The organism is Amaricoccus macauensis, assembly GCF_014201905.1.
In the GTDB taxonomy this organism is placed as follows: domain Bacteria; phylum Pseudomonadota; class Alphaproteobacteria; order Rhodobacterales; family Rhodobacteraceae; genus Amaricoccus; species Amaricoccus macauensis.
Window position 1 is genome coordinate 491,062 of sequence record NZ_JACHFM010000003.1, and the last position, 26,572, is coordinate 517,633.

The window sequence follows — 26,572 nt, forward strand, 5'->3', positions numbered from 1 at the left end:
CACATGAACATCCTGATCCTGGGCGGCGGTGGCCGCGAACACGCCCTCGCCTGGGCCTTCGCACAGAACCCGAAGTGCGACCGGCTGTTCTGCGCGCCGGGCAATGCCGGGATCGGCGAGGAGGCGACCTGCGTCGCGCTCGACATCCTCGACGGCGGGAAGCTGCTCGAGTTCGTGCGCGAGAACGACGTGGAGTTCGTCATGGTCGGCCCCGAGGCGCCGTTGGCGGAGGGCGTCGCGGACGCGCTGCGCGCGGGCGGGGTCGCGACGTTCGGCCCGGGGCGCGAGGCCGCGCGGCTCGAGGCGTCGAAGGCGTTCACCAAGGAAATCTGCGCGGCGAGCGGCGCGCCGACGGCGGCGAGCGAGACCTTCACCGACGCGGACGCCGCGCATGCCTATGTAGCGGCGAAGGGCGCGCCGATCGTGGTGAAGGCCGACGGGCTCGCAGCCGGCAAGGGTGTGACGGTCGCTGAAAGCGTGGCGGAGGCTGAGGCGGCGCTCGATGCGATCTTTGCCGAGGGGCCGGGCGCGCGGGTCGTCATCGAGGAATTCATGACCGGCGAGGAGGCGAGCCTCTTCGTGCTGGCGGACGGCGAGGAGTTGCTCATCCTCGGCACCGCGCAGGACCACAAGCGCGCCTTCGACGGGGACAAGGGGCCGAACACCGGCGGGATGGGGGCCTATTCCCCCGCACCGGTGATGACGCGGGAGGTGACGGAGCGGGCGATCGCCGAGATCGTGCGCCCGACGCTCGCCGAGATGGTTCGGCGCGGCACGCCCTATCAGGGGGTGCTCTACGTCGGGCTGATGATCGAGGCGGGGGCGCCGCGTCTGGTGGAGTACAACGTCCGCTTCGGCGACCCGGAGGCGCAGGTGCTGGCGATGCGGCTCGGCGCGCAGTTGCTCGACGCCTGCCTCGCCTGTGCGACGGGCGCGCTCGGGGAGGCGCGGGCGAACTTCGCCGACGACCACGCGATGACCGTGGTGATCGCGGCGAACGGCTATCCGGGCGAGGTGCAGCGCGGCGAGGCGATCGGGCTGGCCGAGGCGGCCGATCCCCGGGTGAAGGTGTTCCACGCGGGAACGAAGACGGTGGACGGAGAGCTTGTCTCGAACGGCGGCCGGGTGCTGAACGCGACGGCGCGCGCCGCGAGCCTCGCCGAGGCGCGCGCGCTCGCCTATGGCGCGGCGCAGGCAGTCGACTGGCCCGGCGGGTTCTTCCGGCGTGACATCGGCTGGCGCGCGCTGGCACGCGACTGAGGCTGGCCGGCTACTGACCGGCGATTAATCGAGAAGCCCGTGGAGGGCGGCGGAATCCTGTGGTACCGCCGCGGCCGGACCGGAGGAAACCATGGATATCTTCGCTGACGTCAAGGCTCGTGTGCTCGATGCGCTCGGCCGTCTCGTGGACGCAGGCTCGCTGCCGCAGGGGCTCGCGTACGACGCGGTGACGGTAGAGCCGCCGCGCGACGCCGCCCATGGCGACATGGCGACGAACGCGGCGATGGTGCTGGCACGCCCGGCGCGGATGGGCCCGCGTGACATCGCGAGCCTGCTCGCGGCGGAGCTTTCGGGCGCGCCGGGGATCGCCTCGGCCGAGGTGGCGGGGCCGGGTTTTCTCAACATCCGGCTGACGCCGGGGCGGTGGTTCGACGTGGTGCCGGCGGCACTCGCCGCGGGCACGGACTTCGGCCGCTCGGTGATGGGCGCGGGGCGGAAGGTGAATGTCGAGTTCGTCTCCGCCAACCCGACCGGGCCGATGCATGTGGGCCATGTGCGCGGCGCGGTCTTCGGTGACGCGCTCTCGGGGCTGCTCGGCTTCGCGGGCCATGAGGTGACGCGGGAATACTACATCAACGACGGCGGCGCGCAGGTCGACGTCCTCGCCCGCTCGGCCTACGAGCGGTACCGCGAGGCGTGCGGGCTGGAGCCCGCCATCGCCGAGGGGCTTTATCCCGGCGACTACCTGATCCCCGTCGGTGAGGCGCTGAAGGCGAGGTATGGCGAGAGCCTGCTGGAGCGCCCCGAGGCGGAGTGGCTCGCCGAGGTGCGGGAGTTCGCGACCGAGGCGATGATGGCGATGATCCGCGAGGATCTGGCCCTTCTCGGCGTGACGATGGATGTCTTCTTCAGCGAGAAGTCGCTCTATGGAACTGGCCGGATCGAGGCGGCACTGGCGGCGCTCGAAGCCGACGGACTGATCTACGAAGGCACGCTCGAGCCGCCGAAGGGCAAGCTGCCGGAAGACTGGGAGCCGCGGCAGCAGACGCTGTTCCGCTCCACGGCCTATGGTGACGATACCGACCGGCCGGTGAAGAAGTCGGACGGAAGCTGGACATACTTCGCGCCGGACATCGCCTATCACTTCGACAAGATCGAGCGCGGGTTCGACGAGCTGATCGACGTGCTGGGCGCCGATCACGGCGGCTACGTCAAGCGCATGAAGGCGGCGGTGGCGGCGCTCTCGAAGAACCGGGTGCCGCTCGATGTGAAGCTCTGCCAGCTGGTGAAGCTCTTCAAGGGCGGCGAGCCCTTCAAGATGTCGAAGCGCGCGGGCACGTTCGTGACGCTGCGCGACGTGGTCGAGCAGGTGGGACCGGACGTCACCCGCTTCGTCATGCTGACCCGCAAGAACGACGCGCCGCTCGACTTCGACTTCGACAAGGTGCTGGAGCAGTCGAAGGACAATCCGGTCTTTTACGTGCAGTATGCCCATGCGCGGGCTCAGTCGGTGCTGAACCGCGCGGCCGATGGCGGGGTCGCGGTTGACGACGGGGCGCTGGCCGGGGCCGACCTCGCGCTGCTCGGCGCGCCGGGGGAGCTGGAGCTGGCGCGCAAGGCCGCAGAGTGGCCCCGGCAGGTAGAGATTGCCGCCGCGCACCACGAGCCGCACCGGATCGCCTTCTATCTCAATGAGTTGTCGGCGGACTTTCACAGTTTGCAGCATCAGGGCAAGCTCGACCCGTCGCTGCGCTTCATCCGCGATGACGCGCCGGACCTGACCCGCGCGCGGCTGGCGCTGGTGCGTGCGGCGCAGGTTGTCATTTCGTCAGGCTTGGGTATTCTCGGGGTCACCCCGATGAAAGAGATGCGCTGACGCATCCGACGAGCACTTTGGGGTTGGAGCAGAGGCACCTACGAGATATGGTGTTGTCAAAACAGGCACGTACCCCATGCGCGATCTATACAGCGACGACTTCGAGTCGGTTGCGGCTGATGGTGCCGACCGACTGATCCCGGACGGCATGCGACGCGTCACCGGCGCGATCGTCTTTGTCGGCGTCATCGTGGTGATGGGGGTGTGGGCCTGGCGGCTCGGCACCCGCGACGCCACCGAGGTGCCGGTCATCCGGGCGATGGAAGGCCCGTCGCGGATGCAGCCGGCGGATCCGGGTGGCCTGCAGGCCGCCCATCAGGGTCTCGAAGTGAATGGCGTGCTCGGCGGCGCGCCGGAGGAGCGGTCGCGGGCGACTGCGATCCCGCCAGCACGCCCGACGCCGCCCGCGCTCGCGAAGGAAGATGCGCCGCAGGGCGAACTCGTGGCCTCCGCGCCGCAGGCGCTGGCCGAGAAGGTGGCGGGTCAGGTCGCGGCCGAGCTTGCGGCCCCGAACGAAGGTGCCGCCGCCGCCGCTGCGGTGCAGCCGATCCTGCCATCCGACGTGACGGCCGACGAGGAAGGACTCCTCGGCGGTGCCGGTGAGACGGCCGAGGTGCCGGATGCCGAGGTGGCGGGCGCGGACGATGCCGCGGCGAGCGCCGTGCGCCCGCGGAACCGTCCGGCCGGCTTGCAGGTCGCGCGGGCGGAAGCCCCCGTACGGGCGACTTCTGCCGCCGCACCGCCGGTGGCAGAGGCTGCGCCGGAGCCGGTGGCAGCACGACCGGCGCCCGCCAAGGCCGCGTCGGTCGCGACGAATGAGGTGGGTTCGGTGCAGTCGGGCGCACGGCTGGTGCAGCTTGGCGCCTTCGACAGCGAGGAGATCACCCGCAAGGCCTGGTCGTCACTGGTGGCGAAGAACCCGGACCTGCTGAGCTCCAAGAGCCTCTACGTCGAGCGAACCACGTCGAACGCCCGGGTCTTCTACCGGCTGCGGGTGGCTGGCTTCCAGTCGGCTGACGACACGCGGCGGATGTGCGAGGCGCTGCGCGGACGCGGGGTCGCCTGCATTCCGGTCACCCTGCAGTAGGATGGCAGCGCGCGCTGTCATATTCGGCTGCGGCGGGACGGCGGTCTCGGCCGCCGAACGGGCGTTCTTCGCCGATGCGGACCCGTGGGGCTTCATCCTCTTTGCCCGCAACGTCGAGAGCCCGGAGCAACTCGCCCGACTGACCGGCGAGCTGCGCGAGAGCGTCGGTCGTGACGCGCCGGTGCTCGTCGATCAGGAGGGCGGACGGGTGCAGCGGATGCGCGCGCCGCACTGGCGCGACTGGCTGCCCATGCTCGACGAGGCGGCGGCGCTCGCGCCGGCGGCCCGGGCGCGCGGTCTCTGGCTGCGCTCGCGGCTGATCGCGGCGGAGCTGCGCGCGGTCGGGATCGACGTGAACTGCGCTCCGGTGCTCGACCTCGCCTGCGACGAGACCCATGCGGTCATTCGCAACCGTTGCCTTGGTGGCGATCCCGCCGAGGTGGCGCGGCTCGGGCGGGTGGTGGCGGAGGGTTTCCTTGCCGGCGGCGTGCTGCCGGTCATCAAGCACATGCCGGGCCAGGGGCGCGCGGCGCTCGACAGCCATCTGGCGCTGCCGGAGGTGACGGCGGATCGCGGCCAGCTCGAAGCGGATTTCGCGCCGTTCCGCGCGCTCGTGGATCTGCCGATCGCCATGACGGCGCATGTGGTCTATCGCGCCCTCGACACCCGGCCGGCCACCCAGTCGCCGTCGGTGATCGGGCTGGTGCGCGACGACATCGGCTTCGACGGGCTGCTCCTGACCGACGATCTTTCGATGAAGGCGCTGGCGGGGGATTTCGGCGACCGGGCGCGGGCGTCGCTGGCGGCCGGCTGCGACATCGTCCTGCACTGCAACGGTGATGCGGCCGAGATGGCGGCGGTGGCGGCGGCGGTGCCGGAGCTTTCCGGCTGCCGGGCGGATCGGGCGGCGGCGGCGCTGGCGCTGCGGCGCGCGCCCGGCGATGACGCGGCGGAGGCGGCGGCGGAATACGCGGCGCTCACCGCTGGAGCGGTTGGTGTCGCATGATGCATCGAGCGACCGAAGCGCGCCAGCGCGCGAGTTCCGGCGCGACAAGCCGAAGCACTGCCTTCGCCGCATCGGCGGCGGGACGCGCGGCGGCCAGCAGGGGCGCAGATTTCTGCGGAAGGGCGCCATCCGGCCGTGGTTGCCCCGGCGGGCGCCGACGGACTTGTCGCTTGCCAACTCCGTCAGGCGCAGCGCGTCGCACCGCGCCCGGCCCGGACGCTTCCCGCAACATGAAGGTCGGCTGATGCCCGAGGATTTCTTCGACGCCGATTCGACCGCTGCCCGGCTCGCCGCCGAGGCGCTTGTCATCGACGTCGAGGGTTTCGAGGGACCGCTCGATCTGCTGCTGACGCTGGCGCGGAGTCAGAAGGTCGACCTGCGGCGCATCTCGATCCTGAAGCTTTCCGAGCAGTACCTTGGCTTCGTCGAGGCGGCGAAGCGGCTCCGGATCGAGCTTGCGGCCGACTATCTCGTCATGGCGGCGTGGCTCGCGTTCCTGAAGTCGCGGCTGCTGCTGCCGCCGGATCCGGCCGACGAGGGGCCGTCGGGCGATGATCTGGCGGCGCATCTGGCGTTCCAGCTCGAGCGGCTCGAGGCGATGCGCGGGGCGGCGGCGCAGCTCATGGGGCGTGATCAGCTCGGGCGCGACGTCTTTGCGCGCGGCGATACCGAGACGGTGCGGCGCGACGTGCGGGTCACCTACGAGGCGTCGCTGGTCGACCTGATGCGCGCCTATGCCCGGATCAAGACGAAGGACGATTTCACGCCGCTGCATTTCCGGCGCGGGCCGGTCTTTGCCATGGAGCAGGCGCTGGAGCGGATGCGCGGCATCCTCGGCACCTGCTTCGGCTGGCAGGAGCTTGCGGCCTGGCTGCCCGAGGACTGGCTTCACGAGGGCAAGCGGCGGCGGTCGGCGACGGCGGCGAGCTTTGCGGCGGCGCTGGAGCTTGCAAAGAACGGCGCACTCGAAATCCGCCAGGAAGGCGCGTTCGCGCCGATCTGGCTGAAGCCGCGACAAGACGGCGGGTTGGCAGACCAACGACAACAAGACGGAGAGGCAGGATGAACGACGAGGCAGGACAGGGGCTTTTCGAGGCCGCATTCGCCGTGCCGCCGATCGGCGAGCAGGAACGGATGCTTGAGGCTGTGCTCTTCGCCAGCCGTGAGCCGCTTTCGATGCGGGCGCTGGAAGAGCGCCTGCCGCGCGGCTGCGACGTGGGCGAGGCGCTGGTCGGGCTCGGGCGCAAGTACGAGGGGCGCGGCGTGCAACTCGCCCGCGTCGGTGACGCCTGGGCGTTCCGCACCGCGGCCGATCTCGGCTTTCTGATGAGCCGCGAGGTCGAGGAGACGCGCAAGCTGTCGCGCGCCGCCATCGAGACGCTCGCCATCGTTGCCTATCACCAGCCGGTGACGCGCGCCGAGATCGAGGAGATCCGCGGCGTCTCGGTGTCGGCGGGGACGCTCGACCAGCTGATGGAAATGGGCTGGGTGAAGCTCGGTCGTCGCCGGATGACGCCGGGGCGGCCGATGACCTTTGTGGTGACGCAAGGGTTTCTCGACCACTTCGGCCTCGGCTCCGAGCGCGACTTGCCGGGGATTGCCGAGCTTCGCGCCGCGGGGCTTCTCGACAACCGGCCGAGCCCCGAGACGCCACCGTCCGAGGACGCGCCGGAAGGGCAGGGCGAGTTGCTCGACTGAGCGGAGGCCGGAGCGGAAATCACGCGGCGGCGGCCTCCGGCCTGGGGCGCACGCGCGCTCCGCGACGGGAATGGGGAGACGGGAACGACGCGACGGGAACCGTTGGCGACCGTTTCCCGGACTTACATGTTCTCCAGCCGGAAGCGGCGGAGGATATCGATGAGTTCCTGTCCGGCGCGCTGCCGCTGGGCACGGTGAGCCGCAAAGGCGGCTTCCGCGTCGCCCGCCTCGATGAGGCGCAGGAGATTGCGGTGGGATTCGTTCGACCGGATGGGGCGGGCGCGCAGCCGCAGCGTCAGGTGGCGGGTGCGCCGGATCTGGTCGCGGAAGGTGAGGGCGGTCTGGGCGAGGCGGGCGTTGCCGCAAGCCTCGACAAGGCTGCGGTGGAAGTGATCGTCGGCATCGGCCCAGCGGTCGAGATCATCGGCCGCCAGCGCGTCGTCCATGTCATCGACCGCCTGCCACAGAGGTTTCATCCGCTCCGCGTCGGGCTGCACGCGGGCGAGCGTCTCGGCCGCCATGGTTTCGAGCGCGGTCAGGACGTCGTAGATTTCGGCCATCTCGGCCGGCGAGATCGCGAGCACCACCATGCCGCGCCGGGGCTCCACCCGGACCAGCCCCTCGGACTGGAGGCGGAGCAGCGCCTCGCGCACCGGTGTCCGGCTCATGCCGAGGGTTTCCGCAAGCTCCGCCTCCAGCGCGCGGAAACCCGGCGGCAGTTGGTTGTCGAGGATCTCCGCCTTCAGGCGCCGATAGGCGTCTTCTGCGAAAGATCGCTTCGAGCGCGATCCGGCGGGCGTTGCGTGCTGCACGGATGTTTCTCGGCCAAGGTCCCTGAGCATGTGGCAATCCCTAGCATAGCAAACCAATGTATGCATTAAAATAGATCAGCGAATCCGCCGGGAGGCAAGCAGTGATGGACCATCGGGATGAAGAGGCGCGGGGGCGGCGGATCGAGGTTGCAGCGTTTCTGCTGCCTGCCCTCCTGCTCTTCGCGGCTTTCACTGCCTATCCGGTCTTGCGAACCTTCTGGAACAGCCTCTTCGAGATCCGCCCGAACGGCAATGAGATTTTCGTAGGATTCGATAATTTTCGCGAGATTTTGACAGGTGATCCGGTCTTTCGCCGCGCCGTGCTGAATACGCTGGTCTGGTCGACGGTCGAGCCGTTCATCGACGTTGGTCTGGGACTGCTTCTGGCGCTCGCGCTGTATACCAAGGTCCCATTCGCCCGGTTCTTCCGGATCGCCTGGTTCACTCCGGTGCTGATCTCGACCGTGGTGGTCGCGATCATCTGGTCGTGGATCTACAATTACGACTGGGGTGCGTTGAACCTGATGCTGCGCGCCATTGGCCTCGACGGGATGACGCGCGCCTGGTTGGGAGACCCGGCGACGGCGCTGCCCGCGCTCATTCTCGCCGACAGCTGGAAGTGGGTGGGCTTCAACATGGTGGTCTGCCTCGCCGCGCTGCACTCGCTGCCATCAGAGGTGATGGAGGCGGCGGAACTCGACAACTGCGGCTGGTGGGCGAAGCTCTGCCACGTGGTCGTGCCGATGCTGCGCGCCACGCTCCTGAACCTGCTCATTCTCGCGTTCATCAGCCGCATGAAGGTCTTCGACCTCGTCTGGGTGACGACGCGGGGCGGGCCGCTCTGGGCGACGGAGACCGCGTCGACCTACACCTTCAAGCGCGCGTTCGAGTGGCGGAGTTTCGATCTCGGCTATCCGTCGGCGATCGCCGTCATCTGGTTTCTCGTGGTGATCGCCGCGGTCGTCGTACTGACGTTGCTGTTTCGCCAGCGCGACCGGCTGGAGTTCTGAGAGTGCGTCGAGACTGGCTTTCCCGCGGCCTGCTCTGGGGCGCGCTGGCGCTCTACACGGTCTACACCGCCGGCCCGTTCGTCTGGGTGGCGAACATGTCGCTGCGCACCACGCCCGAGATCATGGCCGCGCCCTATGCCCCGGCCTGGACGCCGCACTGGTGGAAGTTCGTCGAGGCGTGGACCACGTCGAACTACGGCACGTACCTCTGGAACAGCGTGGCGATCTGCGTCGCGTCGGTCGTCATCGTGACGCTGGTCGGTGCCATGGCGGCGCATGCCCTCGCGCGCTATCGCTTCCGCGGCCGTCGCATCGTCGGCGCGGCGATCTTTTCGACGATCATCTTTCCGCCGCAGATCACCATCATCGCGCTCTTCCAGATCATGGTCGAGTACGACCTCTACGACACCCGTCTCGGCCTGATGCTGGTCTACGTGGCGATCCAGTTGCCGCTGACCGTCTACCTTCTGGAGGCATTCTTCGCCCGCATCCCGGAGGCGCTTTACGAGGCGGCGAAGATCGATGGCTACGGCGGCATCGAAGTGTTCTGGAAGATCACGCTGCCGGTCGGGTTTCCGGCGATCGCGACGACGATCATCCTGAACTTCATCCACCTCTGGAACGACTTCCTCTATGCGGTGGTCATCATCAGCGACGACAACAAGCGCACGTTGCCGCTCGGCATCCAGAAGTTCATGGGAGACCAGATGGAGGATATCGGCATGATCGCCACGGGCATGATGATTGCCGTCATCCCGGTCGTGCTGTTCTATGCGTTCTTCTCGGAGCGGCTGATACAGGGCATGACGGCGGGGGCGGTGAAGTAGGTTGGGCATGAGCGCGAGGTTCAGGTTGTCCCGCCGGACGACCGAAGCGGCAGCCGCCGGCTGTCGCGAGTCCCGGCCCGACGAGCCGAGGCACTGCCGCGGCCGGATTCGTCGCTTGCCAAATCCGGCTTGTGGCAGCGTCGTCATCAGCGCCGGGCTGGTTTCTCGCCCCGCTGCGGCGAACCAGGGAGACTGAATGGCCACCGTCGAACTCAGCCGGGTCTGGAAGCGTTACGGCCAGGTGCCCGTGATCCACGACGTCAGCCTCCGGGTCGAGGATGGCGAATTCATGGTGCTGCTCGGCCCGTCGGGCTGCGGCAAGTCGACGACGCTGCGGATGATCGCCGGTCTCGAGTCGATCAGCGAGGGTGAGGTCCGCATTGACGATCGGCTGATGAATGGCGTGCCGGCCAAGGCCCGCGACATCGCCATGGTGTTCCAGTCCTACGCGCTCTACCCGCACATGAACGTGCGCGAGAACCTCGGTTTCGGTCTCAGGCGGCGCAGCGTCCCGCGCGAGGAGATCGCCGCGCGGGTGGCGAAGGCTGCCGCGAGCCTCGGGCTCGAGCCCTATCTCGATCGCCGTCCGCATGCGCTCTCGGGCGGCCAGCGCCAGCGGGTCGCCGTGGGCCGTGCCATCGTCCGCGATCCGAAGGTGTTCCTGTTCGACGAGCCGCTCTCGAACCTCGACGCGGCGTTGCGGGTCTCGACGCGGGCTGAACTCACCGGGCTGCACCGCCGGCTGGGGGCCACGATGGTCTACGTGACGCACGATCAGGTGGAGGCGATGACCATGGGGAGCCGCATCTGCATCATGCAGGACGGCCGCGTCGCGCAGGTCGGCACGCCGATGGAGGTGTACCGCGAGCCCGCGAACGCCTTCGTCGCGGGCTTTCTCGGGGCGCCGCCGATGAACCTGCTGAGCGGCCGGGCGGAGCCCATTGGCGGTGGCACGGAGCTTCGGGTCGGCGAGGCGGTCCTGCGCCTGCCGCAGCCGCTGCCGCCCGGAAGCGTGACGGTGGGCGTCCGGCCCGAGACACTGCAACCCTCCGGCGAGGTGGGTCTCGGCCGTCTCGAGGGGCGGATAACGAGCGTCGAGCAGCTTGGCGCCGAGACCATCGTCGCCTTCGAGCTGGCGGGGGCTGCCACGGTGCGGGCGCGTCTCGACAACACCTTCGCGGGCGCGATCGGCGAGGCAATCGCGCTGCCGGTGCGGCCGGGATGCCTGCATGTCTTCGACCCGGAGACGGGCGCGCTGGTCCTGCGGGCATGACGGCGATGGCGCTCCCCGCGCCCGATGCAATCACGGCCCTCGGCGCGCGGGAGCTGTCGCGCGCCATTCACGGGCGGGACGTCTCCGCTGTCGAGGTGATGACGGCCTATCTCGACCGGATCGAGGCGATCAATCGCGAGGTGACGGCGCTCGTCTCGCTCAGACCGCGCGAGGCGCTGCTCGCCGAGGCTGCGGCCGCGGACGCCGATCTGGGCCGGGGCCATGACCGGGGCTGGCTGCACGGCATCCCGCAGGCGCCGAAGGACCTGACGGCGACGGCGGGGATCGTGACCACGATGGGCGCGCCGGCGCTGGCGCGGAACATGCCGGGGGCAAATTCGATCCTCGTGGAGCGCACCACCGCGGCCGGGGCGATCCTGATCGGCAAGACCAACACGCCGGAGTTCGGCCTCGGCTCGCACACCTTCAATCCGCTGTTTGGCACCACGCGCAATCCCTACGACCCCAGCCGGTCGGCGGGGGGCAGTTCCGGCGGGGCGGCGGTGGCGCTCGCGACGCGGATGCTGCCGGTGGCGGATGGCAGCGACATGATGGGCTCGCTGCGCAACCCCGCCGGGTGGAACAACGTCTACGGTTTCCGGCCGTCGGTTGGCCGGGTGCCGACGGGGCCCGGGCCGGAGATCTACCTGCAGCAGCTCTCGACCGAGGGGCCGATGGGCCGCTCGGTGGCCGATCTCGCGATGCTGCTTTCGACGGAAGCGGGCCACGATCCGCGGATGCCGCTGTCGCTCGACGGCGACGGGAGTGTCTTTGCCGGGCCGCTGGATCATGATCCGGCGGGCACGCGCATCGGCTGGCTCGGGGATCTCGGCGGGCGGCTCGCCATGGAGCCCGGCGTCATCGAGACCTGCGAGGCGGCGCTCGGGCTCTTCGAGGCCATGGGTTGCGTCGTCGAGCCGGTGCGCATCGACTTCGATCTCGATGCGCTTTGGGATGCCTGGGCGACGCTCAGGAGCTTTCTCGTGGCGGGGAGCCTCGGGCTTTTCTACGACATGCCGGCGATGCGGGCGGGCCTGAAGCCCGAGGCGGTGTGGGAGATCGAGCGTGGCCGGGCGCTGACGGCGGGGGCGGTGCTGCGCGCCTCGGCGGTGCGCTCGGACTGGCATCGCGCGCTCCTGAAGACGCACGGGACGTGGGATGTCCTCGCGCTGCCGACCGCCCAGCTCTTCGCCTTCGATGCGGACGAGCGCTGGCCGCAGGTGGTGGGCGGCCGGGCGATGGACACCTATCACCGCTGGATGGAGGTGGTGGTGCCCGCGAGCATGGCGGGGGCGCCGACGCTCGCGGTGCCGGCGGGCTTCGGCGCGGGCGGCACGCCGATGGGCCTGCAGCTCATCGGGCCGGCGCGTGCGGATCTCGCGGTGCTGCGCCTTGGCCACGCCTACGATCTGGCGCAGCCCTGGACCGCGCGCGGGCCGTTCGGCTGAGCCTCAGTGCCCGCCCGCCGCGCCTGCGGGCGCGGTCGGTTTCGCGACGAGCGGCACGAGGAGCAGCATCGCGGCGAAGAGCACGGCGATCAGGAAGAAGACGTCGGCGAAGGTCATCACCATCGACTGGCTCTGCACCAGCCCCGAGAGCCGCGCGAGCGCGCCCGCGCCCGCGTCCGAGCCGAGCGTCGGCGTGAGCGCGGCGGTCATGTCGGCAAGCCGGTCCTCGGCGATGGGGTTGCCCCACGCCACATGCTCGGCCAGCCGCTCGCCATGCAGCGTCGCGCGGCTTTGCAGCAGCGTGTTGATCACCGCGAGCCCGAAGGCGCCGCCGAGGTTGCGCGTCAGGTTGAAGAGGCCGGAGGCGTTCTTGATCCGCTCGGGCGGCAGCGTGCCGAGCGAGATGACGTTGATCGGGATCATGCAGGCCATGAGGGCGACGCCCCGCATCGCCTGCGGCAGGAAGAGCTCGCCGAAAGCCCAGTCGCCCGTCAGGCGCGTCAGGTCGAACGTCGAGATGGCGAAGAGCGCGAAGCCGAAGCCGATGAGCATCCGCGGGTCGACCTTCCGTGCGAGGCTTCCGACGATGGGCGCGGCGACGAACATGAAGGCGCCGGTCACGAACACCGTCTCGCCGATCTGAAGCGCCGAGAGGCCGCGGACGCGGGCGAGGTAGAGCGGATAGAGGTAGGTGAGGCCGTAAAGCCCGATGCCGAGCACGAAGGTCAGGAGCGAGCCGACGGCGAAGTTGCGATCGAGGAACGCCCGGAGGTCGACGATCGGCTCCCGGGCCGTCAGCACCCGCCAGAAGAACACCCCCGCCGCCACGGTTGCCGCGAGGGCCAGCAGGGTGATGCCGCGGTCGTCGAACCAGTCGTTCTTCTGGCCCTCTTCGAGCACGAACTCGAGGCTGCCGAGAAAGATCGCCATGGAGATGAGGCCGACCACGTCGAAATGCTTCAGCAGGCCCCAGTCCGGTTCGTCGAAGTCGACGAGGAACCACGCGATCAGCGTCGCGGCGATGCCGGGCACCACGTTGACGAGAAAGAGCCAGTGCCACGAGAAAAGCTCGGTCAGGTAGCCGCCGACGGTCGGGCCGATCGTGGGCGCGAGCGTCACCGTGAGGCCGACCAGCGCCATCACCGCCGGCTGCGCGCGCTTCGGAAAGACCGTGTAGGCGGCGGCGAACGCGGTCGGGATCATGCCGCCGCCGATGAAGCCCTGAAGCGCGCGGTAGACGATCATCTGGTCGATCGAGGTCGCCGTCGCGCAGAGCGCGCTCGCCAGTGTGAAGCCGCCCGCCGAGATGACGAAGAGAATGCGCGTCGACATCGCCCGGGCGAGAAAGCCCGAGAGCGGGATCATGATGACCTCGGCGATCAGGTAGCTGGTCTGCACCCACGAGATTTCGTCGGGGCTCGCCGAGAGCCCGGCCTGAATTTCCGAGAGTGACGACGACACGATCTGAATGTCGAGGATCGCCATGAACATGCCGAAGACCAGCGCGAAAAACGCGATCAGCCGGCGCGGAGTGACTTTCGGCTCTTCCATCGCCCGTCCGTCCTCACTTGCGTGTCATGTGCGCCGCTACCGCGCGGCGACTTCCGTATTGGCGCCACCGGCCGTGCGGATGTCGGCCGACGCCGTGACCGAGAGGCCCGGCCGGAGCCAGCCTTGCGCCGCGACGTGGGCGGGCACGGCGACCTTGACCGGCACGCGCTGCACCACCTTGGTGAAGTTGCCTGTGGCGTTCTCGGGCGGCAGCAGGCTGAACTGGGCGCCGGAGGCTGGCGCGACGCCGGAGACGGTTCCCTCCACATCGCGGTCCGGGAAGGCGTCGAACGCGAGATGCACCCTCGTGCCGGGCGTCAGCTCGGCGATCTGGGTCTCCTTGAAGTTCGCCTCGACGTAGACCTGCGAGAGCGGAACCACGGCGAGGAGGCGCTTGCCGGGTGCGACGAGATCGCCGACCGCGACCGAGAGGTTGCCGACCGTGCCGTCGAAGGGCGCGCGCAGCACCGTGGCGTCGAGGTCGCGCTGCGCCTTGTCGCGCGAGGCGGAGAGACCCGAGAGCGTCGCCTGAGCCTCGGCCTTCTGCGCGACGATGACCTCGCGGTTCGCTTCCGCCGAGGTGACGCCCGCCCGCGCTTCGGCGAGTGCCGCGACCGCCGAGGCGCTCGCCGCCTGCGCCTGCTCCAGCCGCTGGGCCGAGGCGACGTCGTTCTTCGCGAGGTTCTGGTAGCGGTGCAGGTCGGCCTCGGCCTGGTTCACCTGCGCCTGCGCCGCATCGACGCGGGCACGCGCCTGTGTCGTCGCGGCATCGGCGGCGGCCGCCTGGCTCCCGATCCGGGTGATGGCGGCCTCTTCGGACGCGAGCTGCGACTGGGCGAGCGAGAGCGCGTCGCGGTAGTCGCCGGCATCGAGCACGACGAGAGGGTCGCCCGCCCTGACGGCCTGATTCTCCACCGCCGGGACGGAGGCGACGTAGCCGGTGATCTTGGGGGCGATGATCGCGAAGTCCGCGTGGACGTAGGCGTCGTCGGTCGCGACCATGAACCGGCCGACCGTCCAGTAGTGGTGGCCGTACCATGCACCCGCCGCGAGCAGCGCCGCGAGGACGCCGCCGAGCACGATACCCTTGCGGCCCCGCTTGCGGGCGCCCGTGGGGGCGGCGGGATCATTGCTGACGGTCACGGCGGTGCTCTGGACGGGGGTGGACGTTTCCGCTTCCGCCTTGGGCCGGGCATGCGCGGTGCTCGCCTCGAAATCCTTCGGCATCGACTGTGGCTCCCTTGGCCGGATTTTGACTGAACCGTTCGGTTCGATCCGGTTGACATAGCGCAGGCGAGTTGCCAGATCAAGGCTGACCGAACGGTTCGGTCATTATTCTTGAACGAGGCCGGCCGTCGGTCGGAAGGAGGCGGAGAAAGCGATGCATACGCAGTTCGAGGGTGGAGCGGGTCCGGCGGCAGATCCGGCGGCCGATCGTGCGGCAGAACTGGCGCCAGACTCCGCGGCAGACTCCGCGCCAGACTCCGCGCCAGCCCCGGCGGGAAGCCTGGAGGCAGGAGCCGGTCAGGAGTCGGTGTCGGAATCGGGGCCGGAGTCGGCCAAGCGCAAGCAGATCCTCGATGGTGCCCGGCGCGTGTTCCTGAGCGCCGGCTTCGCTGCGGCGAGCATGGGCGAGATCGCCCGCGAGGCGAAGGTCTCGAAGGGCACCCTCTACGTCTACTTCGACAGCAAGGAAGCGCTCTTCGGTGCGCTGATCGTCGAGGCGAAGCGCGAGACTTCCGAGCGGCTTCTCAGCCTCGACACGGAGCTCAGGGAGGCGCGCGACAGCGATATCGCCCCGTTTCTCACGATGCTCGCAACCGGCCTGATGGAGAAATTCCGGATGCCCAATCATGTGTCGATGGTGCGCATGGTCATGGGCGCGGCCGACCGTTTCCCCGGTCTCGCGCGGCAGTTCTACGACGCGGGCGCAGGCTACGGACACGCACGGCTGGCGGCCTGGATCACCGAGCAGGTGGCGGCCGGGCGGCTCGTCGCCGAGGATGCCGACATCGCCGCCTGGCAGTTCATCTCCATGTGCTGCCACCCGGTTTCCGCGCGGGTCGCGCTCGGCACCCTGCCGCCGCCCGACGACGAGCGGATCCGCAGGACGGCCGAGGCCGCGGTCTCGACCTTCCTCGCGGCCTACGGTCCGCGCTGAGATGACCTGAGCCTCGAGCGGCCTTGGCAAGACCGGGCCGCCTTGCCATCCTTCGGGCATCCACGTCGCTGATCGGGAGGCCCCCCTTGTACCATCCCCTTGCCGTGGCCGGCGCCCTGACGCTTGCCGTTTGCACCATAGCCTCGCCCGTCAGGGCGTGGACGCTCGACATCCTGCACTTCAACGACTTTCACAGCCGGGTGGAATCGATCAACGCCTTCGATTCGACCTGTTCGGCCGAGGACGAGAGCGCGGGCAAATGCTTCGGCGGCGCCGCTCGGCTGGTGACCGAGGTGGCAAAGCTCCGCGACGATATCCGGGCGAAGGGCGGCAACGTCGTGACGCTGATGGCGGGCGACGCCTTTCAGGGATCGCTTTTCTTCACCACCTACTCCGGCAAGGCCGAGGCGGAGATGCTGAACCGCATCGGGCTCGATGCCATGGCCTACGGCAACCATGAGTTCGACCTCGGGCCGGCCCCGCTGGCCGCCTTCATCCGCGAGGCGGAGTTTCCGGTGCTCTCGGGCAACGTCGAGGTCTCGAAGGATAAGGATCTCGCGCCGCTCGCGGTCGATCATCTGATCCTCGACGTTGGCGGCCAGAAGGTGGCGATCCTCGCCGCCACCACCCCCGACACGCCGGAGATTTCCTCGCCCGGGCCGACGATCAGCTTCCGCGACCCGGTGCCCTACCTGACCGAGGTGGTCGCGGCGGTGACGGCCGGGGGGGCGAACAAGGTGATCCTGCTCAGCCACCTCGGAACGCCGCTTGACGAGCGCGCCGCGGCCGAAGTGCCGGGGCTCGACGCGATCGTTGGTGGCCACACCCACGATCTCTACTCGAACACTGACCCGAAGGCGCCCTTCCGCTATCCGTTGATGGTGACGGGGCCGGATGGCGTCGGGGTGCCGATCGTGCAGGCGGGGGCGTACTCGAAGTATCTCGGGCACGAGACGCTGGTCTTCGACGACGAGGGCAGCCTCACCTCGGCCACCGGCGATACGATCCTGCTCGATGCGAGCGTGACGCCGGACCAGCCGACGCTCGCGCGGATCAGGGAACTCGCCGGGCCGATCGAGGCGCTGAAGGAGCAGAAGGTCGCCGAGATTGCCGGCAACATCGACGCGACGCGGGAGCTCTGCCGCTCTGCCGAGTGCCCGATGGGCGATCTCGTGGCCGACGCGATGCTCGCGCGGGTCGCGGGACAGGGCGTGACGATCGCGCTCACCAACGGCGGTGGCCTCCGGGCCTCCATCGAGGGTGGCACTGTCACCATGGGCGACGTGATCGCCGTGCTGCCGTTCCAGAACACGCTCTCGACCTTCAACATCCGCGGTGCCGACATCGTCGCCGCGCTGGAGAACGGTGTCAGTCAGGTCGAGGAGGGGGCGGGCCGCTTCCCGCAGGTCGCGGGCCTGCGCTTCAGCTGGGACGCGACCGCGGCGCCAGGGCAGGGCCGGGTGAAGTCCGTCGAGGTGCAGGCCAACGGGGCGTGGGTGCCGCTCGAGCCGGAAAAGGTCTACACCGTCGCCTCGAACAACTTCATGCGGGCGGGCGGCGACGGTTATGTGGCGCTGCGTGATACGGCGACCAACGCCTATGACTACGGGCCGGGGCTCGAGGATGTGCTGGCGGACTATCTCGCGGCGAACCCCGACTACAAGCCCGAGACCGGGCGCATCACCCGGGTGCACTGAGCGGCGACTGACCGGGGGCGACTTCTCGCCCCCGGAGCCGCATCTCTGGACAGACCTGACGATTTGCGCCATGAAATCCCGGATGTCTCCCGAGGTTTGAAGGAACGCACGGAATGGCCGCCACCGCATCGAGACCCGTCCTGACCGAAGCCCTCTGGCCCGCCGAAGGTGCTGGCCTCTGGATCCGCCGGGCCGTGCTCGTCGTCCTTGGCGTGGCGGTGCTGGCGATCTGCGCCAAGATCAAGGTGCCGGTCTGGCCGTCGCCGGTCGCGATCAGCCTCGGCACCTTCGCGGTGCTGACGATCGGCGCCGCCTACGGGCCGCGGCTCGGGCTCGTCACCATGCTCACCTGGATGGTGATCGGCGCCCTCGGCTTCGACGTGTTCCAGAACTCGGCCGCGAATGCGCAGGGCCTCACCTACATGATGGGTGCGACCGGCGGTTATCTCGTCGGCTACGTCCTCGCCACCCTCGCGCTCGGTGCGTTCGCCCGCCGCGGCTGGGATCGCAGCGTCGTGGGCATGGCCGCTGCGATGCTCGTCGGCAGCGCGATCCTCTACGTCCCGGGCCTGCTCTGGCTGAACCACCTCGTGGTCGCTGGCATGTTCGACCCGGCGAAATACGCCTCTGCCTGGGACCAGACCCTCGCTTGGGGCCTGACGCCGTTCATCATCGGCGACCTGCTGAAGGCCGGCCTCGCCGCGCTGGTGGTCCCCGGTCTCTGGAAGCTCGTGGGCAACGCCCGCGCCTGATCGAGGTGAAGTTCTCCTTGCAGCGCCCGGCCGGCACGATCGGCCGGGCGCTTCTCGTTTTCGCCGGGTGGATCGCGATCACCCTCGCCGCCGCGCCGCATCTCGAGACGGACGAAACCCTCACCGACCTCGTCACCCACGGCATCGCCCGGCAGATCGTGCTCGCGGCGATCTTCGTTCTCGTTGCGGCATGGGTCTTCCGCTGGCCGGATGTGGGCTTCCGTGCGCCACGCTGGGCGTCGCTCGGCCTGCTGTGGTTTCCCGCGCTCTACGTCGGGCTGATGCTCGCCGTCGCGAGCCTCGGCACGCTGCCGGCCTCGCCGGTGCTCTGGATGCTGCTGCTGAACACGCTCTTCGTCGGGCTCTCGGAGGAGACGATGTTTCGTGGCGTGATGCTCTCGGGCCTGCGCACACGGCTCGGTCTGCGGCCGGCGGTGGCGATTTCCACCGTGGTCTTCGGCGTCGTTCATGTGCTGAACGTGTTCCTGACCGGCGATCTGGTCCTCGCGGTGGCGCAGTCGTTCGCGGCGATGGCGAGCGGCCTCCTGCTCGCGGCGATCCGCATCCGCACAGGCTCGCTCTGGCCGGCGATCGGCTATCACACGGTCTGGAACTTCGCGACGTTTCTCGCCTTCCTCGCCCACGCGCCGGGGATGGAAGCCGCGACGGAGGGTGCCGCCCCGGACATGCCGCTCTGGGCGCCCGTCCTGCCCGTCGTCTTCATCCTGCCGATCGGGCTCTACGGGCTCTATCTGCTGCGGAACGAGCGGTAGGGGCGGCGACGGCTCCCGGCGGCCGTCACTCGGGGAAGCGGACCTTGCCGATGTAGGGCAGGTTGCGGTTCCTCTGGGCGTAGTCGATGCCGTAGCCCACCACGAACTCGTCGGGGATCTCGAAGCCGGTCCAGCGCGCCTTCACGTCGACCTCGCGGCGTGACGGCTTGTCGAGGAGCGCGCAGACTTCGAGTCGCGCCGGGCGGCGGGTGTTCAGGATCGCGAGGACGTGGGAGAGCGTGCGGCCGGTGTCGACGATGTCCTCGACGAGCAGCACGTCGCGCCCCTCGATGCCGGCGCGCAGATCCTTCAGGATCCGCACCTCGCGGCTCGACACCATGGCGTTGCCGTAGGAGGAGGCTTCGAGGAAATCGACCTCGACCGGCAGATCAAGCTCGCGCACCAGATCGGCGATGAAGATGAACGACCCCCGGAGCAGGCCGACAACCACCAGCTTGTTGGTACCGGCGTAGAACTCCGAAATCTCGCGGGCGAGAGACTCGACTCGCGCAGCAATGGCCTTCGCCGAGATCATCTCGTCGATCACATAGTCCCGCTTCGTCACAGATATGCTCCCCCGGCCGGCGGTTTGGCCCGTTCGGCCTTGTGCCCGGCGACATCCTATTGTCATTGTCCGGCCCCGACAACTCAGGAACCGGGCTGGGGAGCCATATGCCGACCCACGCAGAAAAGCGCACCGTGCCCTACACGGCGGAAGAGATGTACGCGCTCATCGCGGACGTCGGCCGCTACCCGGAGTTCCTGCCGTGGTGTGCCGCCGCCCGGGTCCGCAGCACGAGACCGCTTCCCGACGGGTCGGGCGAGGTCATGGACGCCGATCTCATCGTGTCGTTCAAGGTTTACCGCGAGAAGTTCGGCAGCCGGGTGACCCTGAAGCCCGCTGCGCGGACGATCGACGTCGAGTACCTCGACGGGCCGTTCCGCTATCTGAAGAACCACTGGCGGTTCATCGATGCCGGCGCGGGGCGCTGCGAGATCGATTTCTTCGTCGACTTCGAGTTTCGCTCGGCGATCCTGCAGAAGCTGATCGGCCTCGTCTTCACCGAGGCGATGCACCGCATCGTGCGGGCCTTCGAGAAGCGCGCCGAGGCGCTTTACGGGCCGCGCCCGGCCGCCTGAGGCGGCAGCCGGACGGGTTGGCGGGCGGCCGGCGTGCTACTGGGCGCGGGAGCCCGTGCCCGCGCCGTTCTCGGTCCAGAACATGAAGTTGTTCTTCCCGCTGCTCTTCACCTTGTAGAGCATGGTGTCGGCACGCTTCAGCATGTCCTCGAGCCCGGCGCTCCGGGCGGAATCGACCGCGACACCGACGCTCGCGCCGATCCCGACCACGTGGCCGCGAATGAGGAAGGGCTCGCCAAGACGCTGGATCAGCCGGGCGGCGATCATCTCGGCGCGCTCGATGATGCGCTCGTCACCGCGCAGCACCACCACGAACTCGTCGCCGCCGATCCGGGCAAGGCAGTCGGAGTCGCGCAGGCCTTCCCGGAGGCGCGCGGCCACCTGAACCAGCAGCTCGTCGCCGGTGAGATGGCCTCTGGTGTCGTTGACCGCCTTGAACCCGTCGAGGTCGATATAGAGCAGGGCGAGGTATTCGCCGCGGGCCGCCTCGGCGCGGATGCCGTCGCACCGGGCGAGGAGCTCGCGCCGGTTGGCAAGGCCGGTCAGCGCGTCGTGGTTGGCCTGATGGCTGATCTGCCGGGTCAGGTCGGACAGGCGGATGTTCTGCGACCGCGCCTCGATCAGCTCCATGGCGGTCGCGGCGAGGTTGCGCAGGACGACGGCCTCCTCGGCGGTGAAGTCGCGCGGCCGGGTCGGGTCGAGGAGGCAGAGCGTGCCGATCCGGTGACCGTCCGGGGTTTCCAGCGGGGCGCCGGCATAGAAGCGGATGTTCGGCGCGCCGGCGACGATGGCCGAGTCTGCGAAGCGCGGGTCCAGCGTCGCGTCCGGCACCACCATGACGTCGCTGCCACGGATCGTGTGGTCGCAGAACGACATGCTGCGCGGCAGAACCTCCACGTCGATGCCGTGGCGCGACTTGATCCACAGGCGCTCGGCCTCGACGAGGTTGAGGGTGCAGAAGGCGCTGCCGAATACCTTGGCGCCCACCAGCGTGACCCGGTCGAAGTTCGGCTCGGGCGGGGTTCCGGCGATGGCGTACTTCAGCAGGGCGTTGAGGCGGTCTTGTTCGGTGCGGTCCATCTGCGAGCTCTCCGATAGATCAGAGCCCGCACCATTGCGACGACGCGTTAACAACCAGCGTGCGCCGCACTGCGAGAGTTCGCAGTTGGTTTCGGGAGTCTTGACCGGAGCGGGTCGGCGCCGTGCCCGCGTCAGCCGCCGATGATGGCGAGGGTCGCGAGTTCCAGCGCGACGTCGACGCTTCTCGCGCGGACCCGGTCGCGGCCGAGGGCGCCGAATTCGCGGCGCTCGGTGCGCACGACGTCGCGGGTTGCGATGGCGAACCAGACGAGCCCTTCGGGCTTGGCATCCGACGCGCCCGGCCCGGCCACGCCGGTGATCGCGACGGCGACGTCAGCGTCGGACGCAGCGAGGGCGCCCTCTGCCATGGCGCGGGCGACCGGCTCGGAGACCGCGCCATGCTCGGTGAGCATGACCTGCGGCACGCCGAGCATCGCCACCTTCGCGGGGTAGGAATAGGTGACGAAGCCGCGGTCAAAGACGTCGGACGAGCCGGGAATGTCGGTGATCGCCCCGGCGACAAGGCCGCCGGTGCAGCTTTCGGCGGTCGCGACCTTCCAGCCGCGGGCGCGGGCGGCGTCGAGCAGTGCCCGGGCTCGGGTCTCGGCGATCATGCGAGCCACCCGTGGGCGATGCCGGCCATCACGGTGACGGCGAGCGCGGTCAGGATGCCGGCGATCACGTCGTCGAGCATCACCCCCGCGGCGCCCCGTCGCCGGTCAGCCCATCCGACGGGCCCCGGCTTCCAGATGTCGAGCAGGCGGAAGATCACGAAGGCCGAGACCCAGCCCGGCCAGGGAAACAGCGAGGCCGGCGCGTCGTTCAGCCAGAGGCCGAGCGACAGCGGAAAGAGCGCGATCCACATGCCCACCACCTCGTCGATAACGATCCACGAGGGGTCGAACTTGCCCGGGCTCCCGACCTCGTGCTGCGCGGCCCAGAGCCCGGCCGCGAAGGCGATGACCGTGGCGATGGCGAGGAGCGGGAAGCCGCCCAGCCAGTGCAGCAGATAGCCGATCACGAGCGCTGCGAGCGAGCCCCAGGTCCCCGCTCCGACCGGTGCGAAGCCGACCCCGCCGAAGCTGCCGACGATGCGTCTCATGGCGTCCCTACCTCTCAGGCCTGCACGAGGGTTGCGGTGGCGATCGCGGCGATGCCCTCGCCCCGGCCGGTGAAGCCGAGCCGCTCGGAGGTCGTCGCCTTGACGCTCACCCGGTCGGCGTCGATGCGGCAGATGCGCGCGAGCTCCGTGCGCATCGCTGCCGCGTGCGGCCCGATCTTCGGCGCCTCGCAGATCAGTGTCACGTCGCAATGGGTGAGGATGAAGCCGCGTTCCGCCACGCGCGCGATCACCGCGTCCAGGAATATCTCGGACGCCGCGCCCTTCCACTGCGGGTCGCTCGGCGGGAACCAGCGGCCGATGTCGCCCTCGGCCAGCGCACCGAGAAGCGCGTCCGTCAGGGCGTGCATGCCGACGTCGGCGTCGGAGTGCCCGACAAGGCCGTGGTCGAAGGCGATCCGCACGCCGCAAAGCATGACCCCGTCGCCTGGCCCGAAGGCGTGCACGTCGAAGCCGTTGCCGGTGCGGATATCCATTGCTGCCCTCGCGAGTCGGTCGGCCCGGGCGAGATCCCCGGGCGTGGTGATCTTGAAGTTCGTCTCGTCGCCCGGAACCAGCCGGGTGGCAAGCCCCGCGGCGTGGGCGACGGCCACATCGTCGAGGGCGGCGCCGGTGTGCGCCCGGTGCGCGGCGAGGATGGCGTCAAAGCGGAAACCCTGCGGCGTCTGGGCCCGCCAGAGCGCGTCACGCGGTACCGCCACTTCGGCGTGGTTCGCATCCGCGCGCCAGAGCGCGTCAACGACCGGGAGGGCCGGGAAGGCCGCGGGCGCCTCGTCGAGCGCCGCAAGCACCGAGAGGGCCACGGAGGCCGGCAGGAAGGGGCGTGCGGCGTCGTGGATCAGCACGCGCTCGGGCGCCTGCGGCTCCAGCGCCTCAAGCCCGGCGCGCACCGAGGCGGCGCGCTCGGCGCCGCCGGTGACCGGCGGGAGCAGGCGCGGATCGGAAAGACCTTCGACGGCGTCGGCATAGCGGGGGGCATCGTCGGGATGGATCACCACGATGACGCAGTCGAGTTCCCCGATGGCGAGCAGCGCCTCGATGCTGCGGCGCAGCATGGCGCGCCCGGCCACCGGGAGATACTGTTTCGGGATCGCCCCGCCCAGCCGCTCGCCCCGGCCTGCCGCCACGATCAGCCCCGCCGTGCGTCTGCTCAAGTTCGACCCATCCCTGCTGTCGCGCGCCTTATAGGGCGAAAGGCCGGGCGGCCACAACGCCGACGGCCGATGCGGGCCGCGGGCCTCCCCGACAGTTCTGTGAGGTGGAGGCGCTTGCCAGCTATGCCGCACTGCGGTAGGAATGATGTGAGTGCTCAACGAATAAGCGCACAGTGCTGAACCCGGGCGCAGAGCGGGGACAATGCCTAAAATATCAGCGGGTATGACGACGAACGCATGATGGACGGCAGGTGTGGCATGGAAGCAGACACGATGAGCTTCGAGGCACTTTGGGGTGCGATACCGTACCCCGCGCTGGTGCTGGACGGTGCCGACACGATCGTGACGGCCAATCCGGCCACCGAAAGCTTTGCATCCACCTCCCTGCGCCAGATGGCTGGCCGACCGCTCGGCCGCTTTCTCGGTGCCGACAGCGCCGTGCTCGACATGACCCGCCAGGCGCGGCGCGATGGCGTTTCGGTGGCGCAGTACGACATCATGGTGGGCTGGGCCGATCAGCCGCCGCAGCTTCACGACGTCCATGTCACGCCGCTGAACGACGACGGCGGCATCATGATCCTGATGCATCCGCAGGGCATGGCCGACAAGATGGACCGGTCGCTTGGCCATCGGTCCGCCGCGCGCTCGGTCACAGGCATGGCCGCGATGCTCGCCCACGAAATTCGCAACCCGCTCGCCGGGATATCCGGGGCTGCGCAACTTCTCGAGATGACCCTTGGCGATGATGACCGCGAGCTCACCGGCCTCATCCGGGCCGAGGCGGCGCGGATCGGCAAGCTCGTCGACCGGGTGGAGCAGTTCGGGGATCTGCGGCCGGCTCAGCGCAGGCCATTGAACATACATGACGTTCTGGATCGCTCCCGCAGGGCGGCGCAGGCGGGATTCGCGGCGCACGCGCGCTTTACCGAGGAGTTCGACCCTTCGTTGCCGCCAACGGCCGGGGACCCGGACCAGTTGCTTCAGGTGTTCCAGAACCTTCTCAAGAATGCCGCAGAGGCCGCGCCGCGCGTCGGAGGTGTCATCTCGATCTCGACGGCGTATCAGCCAGGGGTGAAAATGACACGGCCAGGAGGCCAAAGCGAGAGCGTGCCGCTGGTGGTGACGATTGCAGACAACGGGCCGGGAATACCGGAGAATATCATCCGGGACATCTTCGATCCGTTTGTCAGTTCCAAGGTGAATGGCACCGGGCTAGGCTTGTCGCTGGTGTCGAAATTCGTAGCCGACCACGGGGGGGTGGTTGAATGTGATAGCCGGTCCGGCAGGACGCGTTTTCGCGTGCGCCTGCCTGTCTGGCGGGGCGATGTCGTCGATGAGGCGGCAGAGGGGTAAGTCCATGGAAGGCACGATCCTCGTCGCGGACGACGACCGCACGATCCGTACGGTTCTGGCGCAGGCATTGACGCGCGCCGGATGCCGGGTGCGGGCAACCGGTACCGCGACGACCCTCTGGCGCTGGATCGAGGAGGGCGAAGGCGACGTGGTCGTCACGGACGTGATGATGCCCGACGGCGATGCGCTCGACCTGCTCCCTGCCATCAGGAAGCGCCGGCCCGAGCTGCCGGTCATCGTCATGAGCGCGCAGAACACCGTGATGACGGCGATCCGCGCGGCGGAAGTGGGCGCCTACGAGTACTTGCCGAAGCCGTTCGACCTGAAGGAGGTGCTGGGACAGGTCTCGAAGGCGCTGAACCAGAAGACCCGCCGCACTCCGGCCGTGGAGGAAGAGGCACCGGGGCGCGAGGACAACCTGCCTCTCATCGGCCGCTCGCCGGCGATGCAGGAGGTCTATCGCATCCTCGCGCGGCTCATGAACACCGATCTCGGCGTCATGATCACCGGCGAGAGCGGCACCGGCAAGGAACTCGTGGCCCGCGCGCTGCACAACTACGGCCTCAGGAAGAAGGGGCCGTTCGTTGCGATCAACATGGCGGCGATCCCACGCGACCTGATCGAGAGCGAGCTCTTCGGCCATGAGAAGGGTGCCTTCACCGGTGCAGACCGTGCGATCGCGGGCAAGTTCGAACAGGCGAAAGGCGGTACGCTTTTCCTCGACGAGGTGGGCGACATGCCGCTCGACGCCCAGACGCGGCTGTTGCGCGTGCTGCAGGAGGGCGAGTTCACCCGGGTCGGTGGCCGCGAGGTGCAGAGCGCCGACGCGCGGATCATTGCGGCGACGCATCAGGATCTGCGCAACCTGATCAACGAGGGCCGGTTCCGCGAAGATCTGTTCTACCGGCTGAACGTGGTGCCGATCCGGTTGCCGCCGCTGCGTGAGCGGCTGGAGGACGTGGCGGATCTGGCGCGGGCCTTCCTGCGCCGGGCCGAGATCGAGGGGCTGCCACGCAAGACGATCTCCAGGGAAGCCCTCGACATCCTGAAGAAGCAGGGATGGTCGGGCAACGTGCGCGAGCTCGAGAACCTGATCCGCCGGCTCTGCGTGCTCTGCCCCGACGAGGTGATCTCGGGGCAGGTCGTGGCGCAGGAGATCTCCGCCCGGCCGAGTTCCGCCCTGGCCCCGCAGGTTGCCCAGCCGCAACGGCTCGCCCATGCGATCGAGGCGCATCTGCGGCGCTACTTCGACCTGCACGGCGACGGCCTGCCACCGGACGGGCTTTACGATCGGATCCTGAAGGAGATGGAACTGCCGCTTATTTCGCTGTCGCTGTCGGCGACACGGGGAAATCAGGTGCGCACCGCCGAGTTGCTCGGGATCAACCGCAACACCCTTCGAAAAAAGATCAAGGATCTCGACATCCGGGTTACCCGGGGCAAGAGGATGATGTAGCCCGGACCCTCGTCTGTTTCTGTGGTATCCGTGGGGGAGTGCGGTGCTCCGGTCGAGTGCGTTTGTCGCGTGTGTTT

25 protein-coding genes are annotated in these 26,572 nt (G+C 69.1%); 17 read left to right on the forward strand and 8 right to left on the reverse strand.

Features of this window, described 5'->3' with window-relative positions; genetic code table 11:
• Window positions 1-3 precede the first annotated feature (3 nt).
• The 6 genes from purD (at window position 4) to scpB (ending at window position 6,888) form a co-directional block, all read left to right on the forward strand.
• Entirely contained in the window at window positions 4-1,260 is a 1,257-nt protein-coding gene (gene purD / locus HNP73_RS16155; protein ID WP_184151939.1) for a phosphoribosylamine--glycine ligase, read from the forward strand.
• Window positions 1,261-1,351: 91 nt separating this feature from the next.
• A complete protein-coding gene (gene argS, locus HNP73_RS16160) occupies window positions 1,352-3,097 on the forward strand; it encodes an arginine--tRNA ligase (RefSeq protein ID WP_184151942.1) in 1,746 nt (581 codons plus the stop codon).
• A 76-nt stretch (window positions 3,098-3,173) separates the two neighbouring features.
• Window positions 3,174-4,184: an SPOR domain-containing protein gene (locus HNP73_RS23730; protein ID WP_184151944.1), complete on the forward strand. Its 1,011-nt coding sequence runs from the start codon at window positions 3,174-3,176 to the stop codon at window positions 4,182-4,184.
• Window position 4,185: 1 nt separating this feature from the next.
• On the forward strand, window positions 4,186-5,190 hold the full coding sequence (nagZ, locus tag HNP73_RS16170) for a beta-N-acetylhexosaminidase (protein WP_184151947.1): 1,005 nt from the start codon (window positions 4,186-4,188) through the stop codon (window positions 5,188-5,190).
• Window positions 5,191-5,434: 244 nt separating this feature from the next.
• Window positions 5,435-6,256 carry a segregation and condensation protein A gene (locus tag HNP73_RS16175; RefSeq protein WP_184151950.1) on the forward strand — a complete coding sequence of 274 codons (822 nt, stop codon included), beginning with the start codon at window positions 5,435-5,437 and terminating at the stop codon, window positions 6,254-6,256.
• Entirely contained in the window at window positions 6,253-6,888 is a 636-nt protein-coding gene (scpB, locus tag HNP73_RS16180) for an SMC-Scp complex subunit ScpB (RefSeq protein WP_184151953.1), read from the forward strand. Before HNP73_RS16175 ends, scpB begins: the two co-directional genes overlap by 4 nt.
• Window positions 6,889-7,010: 122 nt before the next feature.
• Here scpB and HNP73_RS16185 read toward each other — a convergent pair whose 3' ends face one another.
• Window positions 7,011-7,700: an FCD domain-containing protein gene (locus HNP73_RS16185; RefSeq protein ID WP_221288715.1), complete on the reverse strand. Its 690-nt coding sequence runs from the start codon at window positions 7,698-7,700 to the stop codon at window positions 7,011-7,013.
• A gap of 104 nt (window positions 7,701-7,804) precedes the next feature.
• Between HNP73_RS16185 and HNP73_RS16190 the strand changes: the two genes are divergently transcribed.
• The 4 genes from HNP73_RS16190 to HNP73_RS16205 all read left to right on the forward strand — a co-directional run bounded on the left by HNP73_RS16190 (window position 7,805) and on the right by HNP73_RS16205 (window position 12,258).
• A complete protein-coding gene (locus HNP73_RS16190; protein ID WP_184151959.1) occupies window positions 7,805-8,710 on the forward strand; it encodes a carbohydrate ABC transporter permease in 906 nt (301 codons plus the stop codon).
• Between the two features lie 2 nt (window positions 8,711-8,712).
• The gene (locus HNP73_RS16195) at window positions 8,713-9,537 is read left to right on the forward strand and encodes an ABC transporter permease subunit (RefSeq protein ID WP_221288717.1); all 825 of its coding nucleotides are present in this window, start codon (window positions 8,713-8,715) and stop codon (window positions 9,535-9,537) included.
• Window positions 9,538-9,733: 196 nt separating this feature from the next.
• Window positions 9,734-10,810, forward strand: a complete 1,077-nt coding sequence (locus tag HNP73_RS16200; protein WP_184151962.1) for an ABC transporter ATP-binding protein — start codon at window positions 9,734-9,736, stop codon at window positions 10,808-10,810.
• A 5-nt stretch (window positions 10,811-10,815) separates the two neighbouring features.
• Complete coding sequence (locus HNP73_RS16205) at window positions 10,816-12,258, forward strand: amidase (protein WP_184151965.1); 1,443 nt, start codon at window positions 10,816-10,818, stop codon at window positions 12,256-12,258.
• Between the two features lie 3 nt (window positions 12,259-12,261).
• Here the strand turns inward: HNP73_RS16205 and HNP73_RS16210 are convergent, their stop codons facing one another.
• Together HNP73_RS16210 and HNP73_RS16215 are read right to left on the reverse strand one after the other, a co-directional pair.
• Window positions 12,262-13,809 (reverse strand): DHA2 family efflux MFS transporter permease subunit, encoded by a 1,548-nt coding sequence (locus tag HNP73_RS16210; RefSeq protein WP_184151968.1) that lies wholly within the window; start codon window positions 13,807-13,809, stop codon window positions 12,262-12,264.
• Between the two features lie 36 nt (window positions 13,810-13,845).
• The gene (locus tag HNP73_RS16215) at window positions 13,846-15,036 is read right to left on the reverse strand and encodes an HlyD family secretion protein (protein WP_184151971.1); all 1,191 of its coding nucleotides are present in this window, start codon (window positions 15,034-15,036) and stop codon (window positions 13,846-13,848) included.
• A 307-nt stretch (window positions 15,037-15,343) separates the two neighbouring features.
• On the opposite strand from HNP73_RS16215, the gene HNP73_RS16220 reads away from it, so the two are divergent.
• The 4 genes from HNP73_RS16220 to HNP73_RS16235 all read left to right on the forward strand — a co-directional run bounded on the left by HNP73_RS16220 (window position 15,344) and on the right by HNP73_RS16235 (window position 19,192).
• Entirely contained in the window at window positions 15,344-15,970 is a 627-nt protein-coding gene (locus tag HNP73_RS16220; protein WP_221288719.1) for a TetR/AcrR family transcriptional regulator C-terminal domain-containing protein, read from the forward strand.
• A gap of 86 nt (window positions 15,971-16,056) precedes the next feature.
• On the forward strand, window positions 16,057-17,667 hold the full coding sequence (locus HNP73_RS16225) for a bifunctional metallophosphatase/5'-nucleotidase (protein WP_184151977.1): 1,611 nt from the start codon (window positions 16,057-16,059) through the stop codon (window positions 17,665-17,667).
• A 113-nt stretch (window positions 17,668-17,780) separates the two neighbouring features.
• Window positions 17,781-18,419 carry a biotin transporter BioY gene (locus tag HNP73_RS16230; RefSeq protein WP_184151980.1) on the forward strand — a complete coding sequence of 213 codons (639 nt, stop codon included), beginning with the start codon at window positions 17,781-17,783 and terminating at the stop codon, window positions 18,417-18,419.
• Between the two features lie 17 nt (window positions 18,420-18,436).
• The gene (locus HNP73_RS16235; protein WP_184151983.1) at window positions 18,437-19,192 is read left to right on the forward strand and encodes a CPBP family intramembrane glutamic endopeptidase; all 756 of its coding nucleotides are present in this window, start codon (window positions 18,437-18,439) and stop codon (window positions 19,190-19,192) included.
• 25 nt (window positions 19,193-19,217) lie between these two features.
• Here the strand turns inward: HNP73_RS16235 and hpt are convergent, their stop codons facing one another.
• A complete protein-coding gene (gene hpt, locus HNP73_RS16240) occupies window positions 19,218-19,757 on the reverse strand; it encodes a hypoxanthine phosphoribosyltransferase (protein ID WP_184151985.1) in 540 nt (179 codons plus the stop codon).
• 107 nt (window positions 19,758-19,864) lie between these two features.
• On the opposite strand from hpt, the gene HNP73_RS16245 reads away from it, so the two are divergent.
• Complete coding sequence (locus tag HNP73_RS16245; protein WP_184151988.1) at window positions 19,865-20,332, forward strand: type II toxin-antitoxin system RatA family toxin; 468 nt, start codon at window positions 19,865-19,867, stop codon at window positions 20,330-20,332.
• Window positions 20,333-20,368: 36 nt separating this feature from the next.
• Here HNP73_RS16245 and HNP73_RS16250 read toward each other — a convergent pair whose 3' ends face one another.
• From HNP73_RS16250 to HNP73_RS16265, 4 genes are all read right to left on the reverse strand, one after another.
• Entirely contained in the window at window positions 20,369-21,412 is a 1,044-nt protein-coding gene (locus tag HNP73_RS16250; RefSeq protein ID WP_184151990.1) for a sensor domain-containing diguanylate cyclase, read from the reverse strand.
• Window positions 21,413-21,543: 131 nt separating this feature from the next.
• Window positions 21,544-22,026, reverse strand: coding sequence for a CinA family protein (locus HNP73_RS16255; RefSeq protein WP_184151993.1), 483 nt, complete (start codon window positions 22,024-22,026; stop codon window positions 21,544-21,546).
• On the reverse strand, window positions 22,023-22,514 hold the full coding sequence (locus tag HNP73_RS16260) for a phosphatidylglycerophosphatase A family protein (RefSeq protein WP_184151995.1): 492 nt from the start codon (window positions 22,512-22,514) through the stop codon (window positions 22,023-22,025). The genes HNP73_RS16255 and HNP73_RS16260 overlap by 4 nt, the downstream gene beginning before the upstream one ends.
• A 14-nt stretch (window positions 22,515-22,528) precedes the next feature.
• Window positions 22,529-23,686 carry a bifunctional 2-C-methyl-D-erythritol 4-phosphate cytidylyltransferase/2-C-methyl-D-erythritol 2,4-cyclodiphosphate synthase gene (locus HNP73_RS16265; protein WP_246399863.1) on the reverse strand — a complete coding sequence of 386 codons (1,158 nt, stop codon included), beginning with the start codon at window positions 23,684-23,686 and terminating at the stop codon, window positions 22,529-22,531.
• A 258-nt stretch (window positions 23,687-23,944) separates the two neighbouring features.
• Between HNP73_RS16265 and HNP73_RS16270 the strand changes: the two genes are divergently transcribed.
• Together HNP73_RS16270 and ntrC are read left to right on the forward strand one after the other, a co-directional pair.
• Window positions 23,945-25,039 (forward strand): two-component system sensor histidine kinase NtrB, encoded by a 1,095-nt coding sequence (locus HNP73_RS16270; RefSeq protein ID WP_184151998.1) that lies wholly within the window; start codon window positions 23,945-23,947, stop codon window positions 25,037-25,039.
• A gap of 4 nt (window positions 25,040-25,043) precedes the next feature.
• Window positions 25,044-26,495, forward strand: coding sequence for a nitrogen regulation protein NR(I) (gene ntrC / locus HNP73_RS16275; RefSeq protein WP_184152000.1), 1,452 nt, complete (start codon window positions 25,044-25,046; stop codon window positions 26,493-26,495).
• The last annotated feature ends 77 nt before the right edge of the window (window positions 26,496-26,572 follow it).

Coding starts and splice junctions, on each gene's coding strand:
- HNP73_RS16205 (WP_184151965.1), top strand. CDS start 10,816: ATGGCGCTCCCCGCGCCCGATGCAATCACGGCCCTCGGCGCGCGGGAG.
- nagZ (WP_184151947.1), top strand. CDS start 4,186: ATGGCAGCGCGCGCTGTCATATTCGGCTGCGGCGGGACGGCGGTCTCG.
- HNP73_RS16200 (WP_184151962.1), top strand. CDS start 9,734: ATGGCCACCGTCGAACTCAGCCGGGTCTGGAAGCGTTACGGCCAGGTG.
- HNP73_RS16190 (WP_184151959.1), top strand. CDS start 7,805: ATGGACCATCGGGATGAAGAGGCGCGGGGGCGGCGGATCGAGGTTGCA.
- ntrC (WP_184152000.1), top strand. CDS start 25,044: ATGGAAGGCACGATCCTCGTCGCGGACGACGACCGCACGATCCGTACG.
- scpB (WP_184151953.1), top strand. CDS start 6,253: ATGAACGACGAGGCAGGACAGGGGCTTTTCGAGGCCGCATTCGCCGTG.
- HNP73_RS16215 (WP_184151971.1), bottom strand. CDS start 15,036: ATGCCGAAGGATTTCGAGGCGAGCACCGCGCATGCCCGGCCCAAGGCG.
- HNP73_RS16230 (WP_184151980.1), top strand. CDS start 17,781: ATGGCCGCCACCGCATCGAGACCCGTCCTGACCGAAGCCCTCTGGCCC.
- HNP73_RS16245 (WP_184151988.1), top strand. CDS start 19,865: ATGCCGACCCACGCAGAAAAGCGCACCGTGCCCTACACGGCGGAAGAG.
- HNP73_RS16250 (WP_184151990.1), bottom strand. CDS start 21,412: ATGGACCGCACCGAACAAGACCGCCTCAACGCCCTGCTGAAGTACGCC.
- HNP73_RS16255 (WP_184151993.1), bottom strand. CDS start 22,026: ATGATCGCCGAGACCCGAGCCCGGGCACTGCTCGACGCCGCCCGCGCC.
- HNP73_RS16260 (WP_184151995.1), bottom strand. CDS start 22,514: ATGAGACGCATCGTCGGCAGCTTCGGCGGGGTCGGCTTCGCACCGGTC.
- HNP73_RS16270 (WP_184151998.1), top strand. CDS start 23,945: ATGGAAGCAGACACGATGAGCTTCGAGGCACTTTGGGGTGCGATACCG.
- argS (WP_184151942.1), top strand. CDS start 1,352: ATGGATATCTTCGCTGACGTCAAGGCTCGTGTGCTCGATGCGCTCGGC.
- HNP73_RS23730 (WP_184151944.1), top strand. CDS start 3,174: ATGCGCGATCTATACAGCGACGACTTCGAGTCGGTTGCGGCTGATGGT.
- HNP73_RS16210 (WP_184151968.1), bottom strand. CDS start 13,809: ATGGAAGAGCCGAAAGTCACTCCGCGCCGGCTGATCGCGTTTTTCGCG.
- purD (WP_184151939.1), top strand. CDS start 4: ATGAACATCCTGATCCTGGGCGGCGGTGGCCGCGAACACGCCCTCGCC.
- HNP73_RS16175 (WP_184151950.1), top strand. CDS start 5,435: ATGCCCGAGGATTTCTTCGACGCCGATTCGACCGCTGCCCGGCTCGCC.